Here is a 10,024-nt window from a genome sequence, read left to right as displayed (position 1 = left end):
GTTGTTCTATTTCAAAAAAGAGTGAAATGATATAAATAAGGCCACGGCTGATTTCATGTAGGAACAGTCGTGGCTCAGTTTATTTTTTTCCCGTACAAACGAGACTGTTCCGCAGATTATGTAGAACAGACAACAAATAATTTTTGTAAATAAATACTTTTAATTAGCCGATTACGGCATCCTCTGCTGTAAAATGTTCCAGAGAATTTTCTTTTACCTGAATGCAGATATAAGTAATTCCAGAAATATCGGATGCAAAAAACTGACGCTTTGCAGCAGGTGCGATTTTTAGCCAGTCTCCAGTTGAAAGGCTAATTTCTTCTCCATCAATTATGGCTTTGCCGTTACCTGAAAGAATTCCATAGATTTCTTCATTTTCTTTATGAGAATGAACAAATGGGACATTTGCTCCTGCAGGTAGTTCGTTTAAACTGATTTCTGCACCTGTTAAAGACAACTTTTCATGTAGCTCAATTCGGTTTTCCTTTCCAATAGTTGTTTTTGTGTAATTTACCATAATAACCTCCATAGTTAATTTGTAGTTTCTGGTTGCTTGGTATTAGTATAGTGTGAGACACATACAAAAACAAGTACGCACCTTTTTGTAACTGTACACTCAAAAATGAATGTGTTACAATAGACTCGGAGGTGGGAATTATGCGAGCAAAAGAAGAATTACCGGAATGCCCAGTTGCAACAGCAGTATCTCTTATCGGAGGAAAATGGAAACTGCTGATTTTGCGTAACTTAAAAGAGCGTCCATGGAGATTCAATGAGCTACAACGAAGTATAGATGGTATTTCACAAAAGGTTTTGACAGATAGTTTAAGACAAATGATGAGTGATGGGCTGGCATATCGCCACGATTACCATGAGCAGCCACCGAGAGTTGAATACGGCTTAACGGAACTCGGAACAAAAATGCTTCCAATTGTTAATTCACTTGCTGACTTTGGTAACTACTATAAATCAATTATTGAACAGAATTAAGAACGTTAGTATTTGAAAAGCTTGAACAATTCTAGTTTGTATATATCTTTTAAAAGGTATATGATTAACAAAAATGGCAGGAGGTATCTGAATGAAATCACATAAATATTGGTCTATCGGTGCACTGATTACAATGCTTGGAACTTTTTATACAGGTTATAAGGGATCAAAAGAAGGTCATAAGTACTTTGCAGCAAGTTCTTTGCTTTGCATGATTATGGCTATTTATACAGGACACAAGATGATTTCTGGTAAAAGTAGGAAGAAAAAAGAAGTTTCAGTAGAGAGTGTTGAAGATTAAAAAACAAAATATTTTAATAAATAACGCCGGTGCGGGATTTTTGATATCCAGTACTGGCGTTATTTATTCTACAGGGGCTTGGGGGTGTCAGTTCGCCTTGCTTATTCTTGTAGTAACCAATCGGCTATATCGTGAATTACGATTCCTTCATAGCTATATTGGGGATGTTTGGTTCTAGCAATAATCATTTTCGGATAAGCATCTCGAATCTGAAGCCGAGGAAAGCATTCTCTCTCAAATGTTTACTGCCCGGAAATGTTGTCGCTGATCTGAATATAAAACTTCTCGTTGCTTCTCTGAGCAACAAAGTCGATTTCCTTTTGATAGAGCTTGCCGACATAAACATTATATGAAAATAGATCATACGCTCTGTTTTTTGCAATATTTTATCTTGCGAATTTATCATTGTAACGAATATGCATATCTTCCCAATCCATGAACAATACATAAAATACTTTCCCGTATTGCGGGCTCTCTACAATTCTTCCCTGATCAAGAACAGAAAAATAAGTTCCGTCAGCTTTTCTAAGATGAAAGTGAATATAGTCATTTTCATTGCCGTTGTCAATCTGTTCCCAGATACTTGATTCTATCTGTTGCTGTTCATCTTCACGAATCAAGTTGCGAAAACTTTTCTCAGTAAGTCTGAACAGTTCATCTATATCTTTATATCCGGACATATGAAGAAATTCATCATTTGCAAAAAATAGTTCATCATCTTCTTTGTCAGCTCTGTATATGATGAATGCACCTGGAAGATGTTCAGAGATATCCTTGAATGTGAATCCAAGTTGTTTGCGGGCACCTGACCGAAATCCTTCTCTGTAGACCATACATCCATTTTTTCCACGAAGCTTTATTTCATAAAGAGCGGCATCTGCGCAGCGCATGAGTTGTGAACGATTGGATGCAAATGTTGGATATTCTGCATATCCTAGAGAAATATAAAATGCATGTTCCTTACCATGGTATGAGAATGATTTAGGAAGTTTGGTGAATTTCTGCAGCTGTATATCTGCTTCTGCAAAAGTACAATTTGGTAAAAAAATGCAGAATTCGTCACCACCATTTCTTCCAAGTAATGCATCGGATGGGAAAAAAGTCTTCATGCTGTCTGCAAGATTCTTTAGTGCCCTGTCTCCGTAATTATGTCCATAGATATCATTAATAAACTTGAAATCATCGATATCAAGGAGCGCAGCCACAAAATGTGCTTTTGGATTTTTTTGAATCATTTTTTCTGCAAATTCATCAAATCCATAGCGGTTATAAATATTTGTAAGAGAATCTGTGCGCGCCAGTATCTGAAACTTTTTCTTATGTTCATTTTCTACTAACCATATTCTGGTAAGAACTGACAGGAGAAGGCTTATTGTAAGAAACATTCCGATGATGATTATCAGTAGAGTGGCATTTCTCCATCCACTTTTAGGGCTTACTTCAAATTTCCAGTTTTCATCTCCTATTGTAAATGTATAAGAAACAGGATGATTTGTTTGCCCATCTGATTGATAAACCACTTTATAAGTATCACTCCATGGAGCGACTGTTTTTGAAATTTTATATTCGTATCCAAAATTTGAAAGTGCACTGATTGAATCTGAAAAAATATCCGGAACACGCAGGATAACAATAGTAAATCCCCAGAAATACTCATGTCCGTTTTTATCTTTCAGGTATACGGGATTGCGGACTGCAATTCCATATCCTCTCTGTTTTAATTTGAAGGGGCCCTGCGTAATGATTGTATGGTTGTCTCTTGCGTAACAGGAAATTTTTCCGCGGTCTTTATCATGGATCAAATCAATCTTACCTGTCTCATTTCCATTAGCCGGATAAATATCTGTAACAACACCATTAGGAGCGAGCTGTACACTTTCAATAGAATCAGACATAAGATTTCCTGCAATTGTTTCAAACTGATGGATTTCGCCATCTTCACTTATTAAGATTTGCTTCAAGGTATCTGTGATCTCAATTCCATTTATAATTTCATTCTTTATTTGTTCGCCATAGGTGGTTACGTTTAATTGTGCTGTTATGTGTCTCTGCTCTTTTTCGTGGGTGTCTGTTTTGTATACAATCAAACTAACAAGGCATATGCCCAGTAAAAAAGTGATAAGAGGCACAAGTGTTTTCTTTTTCACTTGGTTCACCTCGTTTTGGCTATGGGAATTTTTACAATAAAGCATTATAGCACAGAAATCGAAAAACAGAATAGGTTTTATGAAAAAATGAAAGCTTACAGGTGCGAAGCGAATCTGGTTTGTGATGGATTGTGGCAGTGAAATCGGAGATGCAGCAAAATATAATCGCAGGCTTGCCGAGAAAAAGAAATGGCAGTATATGGGAACAGCGCAGATTGTGATGCCTGTACACATTGTATGGCATGCATCTGCTATTGCCCGGCGGAAGCTATCGAATATGGAAAGAAGAGCGTTGGAAAACCACGCTATCATCTGGATTGATAAATGTAAAGAAATATTAAGAATATTATTCTATATTTTTAATAATTGTTTGCTATAATAATTTCGTAAATGAAGAGCATATCTTTATATTAGAACAGTGTTTTAAGGAGAAATCATCATGAAAAATACTTATTTCAAATCAGTAAAAGTAGCTTTGTCCTGTGCCCTTGTAGCATCTATGTGTCTGGCATTTCCGACGATGACGAAGGCGGCATCTGTAAGAAATGTGCCGGTCAAAAAGGAAATATCGGCGGATGTTACCGGCGATGGTAAGATGGATAAGATACTCGTAAAAACAATCATAGGAAAAGATGATTGTGTAAGTCGAGTGAAAATCACAGTAAATAATAAGCTGGCATATTCTAAGAGTTATGCAAATCAGGGCATCAACTCTGTGAATGCGAAGTATGCCAGAATGACAAATAAAAATGAATTCGTCCAGCTGATGGCAATCGGTGATAATGACTGTATCAATGTCAACAAAATTTACAGATATGATAACAAATCCAAAAAGTTTGTATGTGTAAGTAAATTAGATGATACAGCATGCGAGATCGTATCTGCAAAGAAAAACAGCCTGACGCTCAAACATGCAGATCAGCCGGCTGAAACAGGTTGGCTCAATTGGACGATGGATTATCGAGTAAGCAATAACAAGCTTGTATTATCAGATACAACAACATCTACTGTAAAAAGTATAATCGGCAATGACCGCAACGATTACTACAGTAAATTATTTAAGAAAAACACTTTTGTAACTGCAAAAAAAGTAAACCTCTATAACGGTAGTAAAGTCGCATGTAAAGTTCCGTCAGGAAAGAAAGTAGTTTTGAAAAAGCTTACACTCTCTAACGGAAAGATTTATCTTGAGTTCCAGTATGGAAAGAAGGCTGGCTGGCTGAGTGTAAATAATGAAAATTATAATTACAGATCACCTTATTTCAAATCCGTTTCCAATCGATTAGTTGGATAGAGTCGGTGACAGAGTAATTGAAAAAGAGTATAATGAGTCCTATAAAATTGCAATTGGGAAATGAAAAATGATCAATTTCCAGCTAACATTTGGGTTCCACTCTGTTGTCACCCCTTATTCGGGGATGTAAATCAGAAAAAGGCGGGAAAAGCAACAATCTCTCCCAACTGTTGCTGATCTATGACAGAATAATGATCGAATCTTATTATATCTGATGTCTATTAACAGTTTACTAAAAAAGAGCATGTGGAGAAAAGCCATATGCTCTTTTCTGTACTAAATTTCAGAAAAATACAAAATTTTCAAAAAATAATTATCTACCTCCTACCCGATTTTAGAAATTAAGAAAGTTCTGCCACATTCTTGTAGCCCAGACGGAATTAATCATCAATGCCGTATTTGTTTTCCAACGCTTCTTCTGCTAATTCCAGTTCATCTTCCAGTTTTTCAATCGCGCGTTCTCTCGCTTTGTATATCTCGAAGTTAATCTCTTTCATCTGGTAATCATACTCAAATTCATCATCAAGTTTATCCAGTTCGTCATCAACTGCGTCTACCTGTTTTTTCAAAGCGTAGAATTGTTTGTGATTCTCAGATGCATTTGTAGATCTTTTTGCCTTGTTTACACTTTTTGTTATATTACGGATATCGTTTTCATAAGAAGAGAAATCATAATCCTTTTCGTTCACATTCTCTACTGCGTTTTCTGTGTTACTGATGTTATCATCATCGCCATCTGTATTTGATGTTACAACTTCCTGTGTCTTAATTTCCATATCTTCTGCAGCTTCATTATTGGATGAGGTACATCCTGTAAAAGCAAATATTAATGTGAGGGATAATAAAACTACTAATAATTTTTTCATAACATGTTCTCCTTTCGGCTCTTGGGTGTTTTGTTTTTGCTGTTATATGTATCATATAGGGGGAAGATTAAAAAAAGATTAAAACAAATAGTAATTTCAGAAAATGAAAAAAAGGGCTCTAGCACCCGAAAACGATTGGTATTATAATAATTACATTATGAGATTACTGATTGTAGAAGACGAAAATGATTTAAGAAACATTGTCAAAAAAAGGCTTGTCAAGGAACATTACAGTGTAGATGCCTGTGGGGATGGTCTGGAAGCGATGGATTATATCGATATGACTTCCTACGATGGTATTATTCTTGATATCATGTTGCCGGGAAAGGACGGATATGAAATCTTAAGAGAATTAAGGCGACGAGAAGATGATACACCGGTTCTGTTACTGACAGCAAAAGACAGCATTGAAGACCGCGTCAAAGGACTGGATCTTGGTGCCGATGATTACCTGATCAAACCATTTGCATTTGAAGAACTGCTTGCAAGAATCCGTGTCATGATGCGTAGAAAGCCACAATTTACATCCAATCAACTAAAAATAGCAGATCTTATTCTGGATCGTGACACAAGAAAGGTTACAAGAGCCGGGAATGAGATTGATCTTTCTGCAAAAGAATTTATGGTTTTGGAATGTCTTATGCGCAACAAAAATATCGTAATGACAAGACAGCAGATTGAGCAGAATGCGTGGGACTTTGATTTTGAAGGTGGTTCCAATGTGATCGACGTATACATTCGCTATTTGCGAAAAAAAATCGATGCACAATATGAACAAAAACTCATCCACACTGTTCGCGGTGTCGGATATGTAATGAGGGAAAACGAATGAAACAGCTGACGATCAAGAAAAAAATTACGCTATGGTACACCGGAATCATTGCCGTAGTTCTTGGGACTATTTTAGTTTTCGTCCTTCTTTTTGTGGATAGGGTTGGAATTTCTGCGACAGAAGAAGAAATCAGTGCCGCAGTGACCGGTTTCTCTTCAAATATTAATTTTCAGGATGATTCCTTTTATCTTGACGGCGATACCGAATTTTACGATGACGGTATTATGTTTTGTATTTACGACAAAAACGGACACTTACTTTATGGAACGATTCCAACCCAATTTCCAGAAGAAACTATCCTCAAGTCGAATACACCGCGAATGATAACCGGATCAAATCGAAAATGGATGATATATGACAGCATTTACACTTACGGTGATGATGACGAAATATGGGTACGAGGAATTACCTCTGTACATTCTATAGAACTTTTCATGCAGACATCCGAGAAAATGCTGTTGATTGTATTCCCATTACTTATTATTCTGATCGGGGCCATCGGATATTTTATGATCAAACGGGCATTGAGACAGGTGGATCTTATCTGCGATGAAGTTGAAAACATCAGCAATGGAAAAGATCTTTCCAAACGATTGTCTCTGCCAAAAGCAAACGATGAATTATACGAATTGTCGGAGAAATTTAACGGAATGTTCGAGCGATTGGAACTTTCATTTGAGAAGGAACGTCAATTCACATCAGACGTATCCCATGAACTGCGAACTCCCGTTGCTGTTATCATTTCCCAGTGTGAGTACTTATTGGAAAATGAAAACTTATCTGCGGAAGATAAGGAAGAGATTGCAGTCATCTTAAAGCAGGCAAAACGAATGTCAAAGCTGACAAGCGAAATGTTAATGATCGCCAGAAACGAACAGGGCGAGCAGCATCTGATGGAAAAACTGGATTTTGGTTTATTAAGCGAATTTGTAATAGAAGAACTGCAGACAAAAGCACAGGAAAAAAATATCGAGATCACCTTGCAAAAGCAGGATGACTTATTTATGAATGGCGACCAGACATTGATTTTGCGTATGATGATAAATTTAATAACCAACGCCATCAATTACGGAAAAATAAATGGACATATCCATGTTATCCTGAAGGCCGAAAATGACCAGATTGTCGGAGAAGTGAAAGATGATGGTATTGGAATAAGTGAGGAACACCTGGACAGAATCTGGGAGCGTTTCTATCGCATAGACAAAAGCCGTTCCAGAGAAAATGGCGGTACCGGACTCGGCCTTTCTATGGTGCGTTGGATTGTAAATCTCCACAATGGAACCATTCACGTCGAAAGTATCGAAGGTATCGGAACGAGTTTTATTTTCCGATTTCCGAAAATATAAGGAGCTATCGCTGTATAGTCATCATGAAGCCATGTTCTTCTATATCCGTAAATTTTATGTCTTTTAAAGTGTGGAGTAATTGTTCTGTGGTATAAGTCCCTTTCAAGGAGCGGTCTTGCTCTTATTTGTACCCCTCTATATAACGAAACGCTCAGAGGCTGTTTTACAGTGGGGGAAAAGAAAAAATAAAAATTTTTTTTTCATTAACGTGAAAAATATAGACGTGAAAAAATAAAATGCTATAATTGAAAGAATTGAGACAAAGCAGATGAAAATCTGTGACACAAAGCTAAAGGGCTTGTAAAACGAAAATATTGAAATGTGTTTTAATCGAAAGAATAAGGAATTTGACGTATGCAAAAAACAAAATATTATCTGGCCGCATTGGTGTCAGGTGTACTTTTAGTAACTGGTATTTTGGCTGGGTGTGGACAATCTAAAAAGGACGATCACCTTACCGTGTATCTGTGGGAAAATCGTTTAATGAAAAATATTGCTCCTTACATCCATGAGCAGTTTCCAGATCAGGATATTGAATTTATTATTGGAAATAATGACACTGATTTATATAGCTATTTTAAAGAGCATGGTGAGTTGCCGGACATCATGACAGTACGTCGATTCTCTGGAACGGATGCGCAGGATTTACAGCCATATCTTATGGATTTTGCTTCTTATGATGTGGTTTCTAAGTACTATTCCTATGCAGTGGAATATTATAAGAATACAGATGATGAAATTCAGTGGTTGCCAATCTGTGCACTTCCGCAGACGATTATTGCCAACAAGACACTGTTTGATCAGTATGGAATCAAAGTTCCGGAAAATTATGAAGAATACGTACAGGTTTGCCAGCAATTTTATGATAAGGGTATAAAACCTTACTCGATGGACCTTGCAGAAGACTGGTCAAATCAAGAAATAATTCAGGCGGCAGCGATTGGTGAATTTACAAGTTTGGATGGTATTGACTGGCGAAACAAAGCCGAAACTTCAGCTGGTGAAATAAAATTTGACGACGTACTATGGAAAAGAATTTTTTCGGAAACAAGTCAGTTCCTTAAAGATTCGCATTTTAGTAAAGAGGATATTAATGTTAATAGTAATACAGGAACTCAGATGTTTGTTGAAGGAAAATCAGCAATGTTTCATGGACAGCCTACAGATATGCAAAAATTACAAGATCAGATGGATGCGGAACTAATTCGTATTCCTTATTTTTCACAGACTTCAGATAGTTCTTTTGTGTATATGTTCCCATCCTTAAATATTGCATTCAATAAAGAATTGGAAAAAAACCAGGAAAAACTGGATACAGCATTAGATGTGCTGGATTGTATGAACTCGGAACAGGGACAAAAACTGATTGCAGATGGAAGTGGTGTGATTTCGTTTAACACAGATGTTCCATCAATGATGCAGAATGTACCAGGCTTGGAAGAAGAAATTAAGGATACTTCTATTTATATCCGATATTCTGCTCAAAAATCATTCGATGCCAGTCTTGAAGCTGTTCACGGATTATTATCAGGAAAAATGGATGAAATGCAGGCTTATAATGCTTTTCGTAGTGCAATGAATAGTAAAGATTCAAAAGAAAAAAGTACAGTGAATTTTGGAAACGAGTATTCCATTTCATTGAATGATAAGAGCGGTCGAGATGCAGCATCATCTATTTTAACTACAATCAGAGAAGAAAATGATGCACAGTTGGCTCTGACACCATATTATTATTATACTTCTTCTATTTACAAAGGAGAATGCACCAGAAGCCGGGTCGGTCTGATGACAGCGAAGAATTCAGATACCCCATTATATCTTGTAAAGCTCAACGGTGAGCAGGTTTATGAACTCGTTAAAAAATACCTTACAGAGGCTGATGAGAATTTTTATGTAACCACAAAATACGAATTGCCGATTGCATCTGGTATGAAAATAATTGTCAAAAACGAAGAAAACGGATTCTCATTAAAGGATATAACAATAAATGATAAAAAAATAGACACAGAAAAAGAATATTCCATTCTTCTTACGGATACGACAAAATCTATTTTGAAAAAAATTAATCCAAAATGTGCTATTGAGCAAATAGAGGATACAACATTATCTAGTGCATGGATTGCGGCCATGTCAAATGGGCAGCAACCGTCAGCACCAGAAGACTATATAGAGGTTGAAAAATAAAGTGCAAATAGAACAAGAGATAATTAAGAGAAAAAAAATAATAATGCCATTGTTTGTCATA

General features: G+C 36.5%; 9 protein-coding genes and 2 pseudogenes. 7 read left to right on the top strand and 4 right to left on the bottom strand.

What is annotated here, in order from left to right; all coding sequences use genetic code 11:
* Positions 1 to 163: 163 nt before the first annotated feature.
* Positions 164 to 517 carry a cupin domain-containing protein gene (locus DWY31_RS11485; RefSeq protein WP_117538422.1) on the bottom strand — a complete coding sequence of 118 codons (354 nt, stop codon included), beginning with the start codon at positions 515 to 517 and terminating at the stop codon, positions 164 to 166.
* Positions 518 to 657: 140 nt separating this feature from the next.
* Between DWY31_RS11485 and DWY31_RS11480 the strand changes: the two genes are divergently transcribed.
* Both DWY31_RS11480 and DWY31_RS11475 read left to right on the top strand, forming a co-directional pair.
* On the top strand, positions 658 to 990 hold the full coding sequence (locus tag DWY31_RS11480) for a winged helix-turn-helix transcriptional regulator (protein ID WP_008373705.1): 333 nt from the start codon (positions 658 to 660) through the stop codon (positions 988 to 990).
* Positions 991 to 1,081: 91 nt separating this feature from the next.
* Complete coding sequence (locus tag DWY31_RS11475; RefSeq protein WP_008392833.1) at positions 1,082 to 1,291, top strand: DUF6219 family protein; 210 nt, start codon at positions 1,082 to 1,084, stop codon at positions 1,289 to 1,291.
* 101 nt (positions 1,292 to 1,392) lie between these two features.
* Here the strand turns inward: DWY31_RS11475 and DWY31_RS11470 are convergent.
* A pseudogene (locus DWY31_RS11470) lies at positions 1,393 to 1,641 on the bottom strand (ATPase); the annotation flags it as partial.
* A gap of 36 nt (positions 1,642 to 1,677) precedes the next feature.
* Complete coding sequence (locus DWY31_RS11465; RefSeq protein ID WP_118520649.1) at positions 1,678 to 3,438, bottom strand: diguanylate cyclase domain-containing protein; 1,761 nt, start codon at positions 3,436 to 3,438, stop codon at positions 1,678 to 1,680.
* Between the two features lie 225 nt (positions 3,439 to 3,663).
* Here DWY31_RS11465 and DWY31_RS14285 point away from each other — a divergent pair.
* Together DWY31_RS14285 and DWY31_RS11455 are read left to right on the top strand one after the other, a co-directional pair.
* A pseudogene (locus DWY31_RS14285) lies at positions 3,664 to 3,759 on the top strand (EFR1 family ferrodoxin); the annotation flags it as partial.
* A gap of 118 nt (positions 3,760 to 3,877) precedes the next feature.
* The gene (locus tag DWY31_RS11455) at positions 3,878 to 4,732 is read left to right on the top strand and encodes a hypothetical protein (RefSeq protein WP_118520647.1); all 855 of its coding nucleotides are present in this window, start codon (positions 3,878 to 3,880) and stop codon (positions 4,730 to 4,732) included.
* A gap of 380 nt (positions 4,733 to 5,112) precedes the next feature.
* Here the strand turns inward: DWY31_RS11455 and DWY31_RS11450 are convergent, their stop codons facing one another.
* On the bottom strand, positions 5,113 to 5,598 hold the full coding sequence (locus DWY31_RS11450; RefSeq protein WP_118520645.1) for an entericidin EcnA/B family protein: 486 nt from the start codon (positions 5,596 to 5,598) through the stop codon (positions 5,113 to 5,115).
* A gap of 157 nt (positions 5,599 to 5,755) precedes the next feature.
* On the opposite strand from DWY31_RS11450, the gene DWY31_RS11445 reads away from it, so the two are divergent.
* From DWY31_RS11445 to DWY31_RS11430, 3 genes are all read left to right on the top strand, one after another.
* Positions 5,756 to 6,430: a response regulator transcription factor gene (locus DWY31_RS11445; protein ID WP_044919842.1), complete on the top strand. Its 675-nt coding sequence runs from the start codon at positions 5,756 to 5,758 to the stop codon at positions 6,428 to 6,430.
* A complete protein-coding gene (locus DWY31_RS11440) occupies positions 6,427 to 7,779 on the top strand; it encodes a sensor histidine kinase (RefSeq protein ID WP_118520643.1) in 1,353 nt (450 codons plus the stop codon). The genes DWY31_RS11445 and DWY31_RS11440 overlap by 4 nt, the downstream gene beginning before the upstream one ends.
* A gap of 354 nt (positions 7,780 to 8,133) precedes the next feature.
* Positions 8,134 to 9,963 (top strand): ABC transporter substrate-binding protein, encoded by a 1,830-nt coding sequence (locus DWY31_RS11430; RefSeq protein WP_118520641.1) that lies wholly within the window; start codon positions 8,134 to 8,136, stop codon positions 9,961 to 9,963.
* Positions 9,964 to 10,024: the final 61 nt, after the last annotated feature.

The sequence above is a fragment of the Dorea sp. AF24-7LB genome, from assembly GCF_003478575.1.
GTDB lineage: Bacteria > Bacillota > Clostridia > Lachnospirales > Lachnospiraceae > Dorea_D > Dorea_D hominis.
The sequence above is the reverse complement of the archived record's forward strand: the minus strand, read 5'-3'. Positions and strand labels throughout refer to the sequence as shown.

Coding starts and splice junctions, on each gene's coding strand:
- DWY31_RS11450 (WP_118520645.1), bottom strand. CDS start 5,598: ATGAAAAAATTATTAGTAGTTTTATTATCCCTCACATTAATATTTGCT.
- DWY31_RS11445 (WP_044919842.1), top strand. CDS start 5,756: ATGAGATTACTGATTGTAGAAGACGAAAATGATTTAAGAAACATTGTC.
- DWY31_RS11430 (WP_118520641.1), top strand. CDS start 8,134: ATGCAAAAAACAAAATATTATCTGGCCGCATTGGTGTCAGGTGTACTT.
- DWY31_RS11455 (WP_118520647.1), top strand. CDS start 3,878: ATGAAAAATACTTATTTCAAATCAGTAAAAGTAGCTTTGTCCTGTGCC.
- DWY31_RS11480 (WP_008373705.1), top strand. CDS start 658: ATGCGAGCAAAAGAAGAATTACCGGAATGCCCAGTTGCAACAGCAGTA.
- DWY31_RS11475 (WP_008392833.1), top strand. CDS start 1,082: ATGAAATCACATAAATATTGGTCTATCGGTGCACTGATTACAATGCTT.
- DWY31_RS11440 (WP_118520643.1), top strand. CDS start 6,427: ATGAAACAGCTGACGATCAAGAAAAAAATTACGCTATGGTACACCGGA.
- DWY31_RS11485 (WP_117538422.1), bottom strand. CDS start 517: ATGGTAAATTACACAAAAACAACTATTGGAAAGGAAAACCGAATTGAG.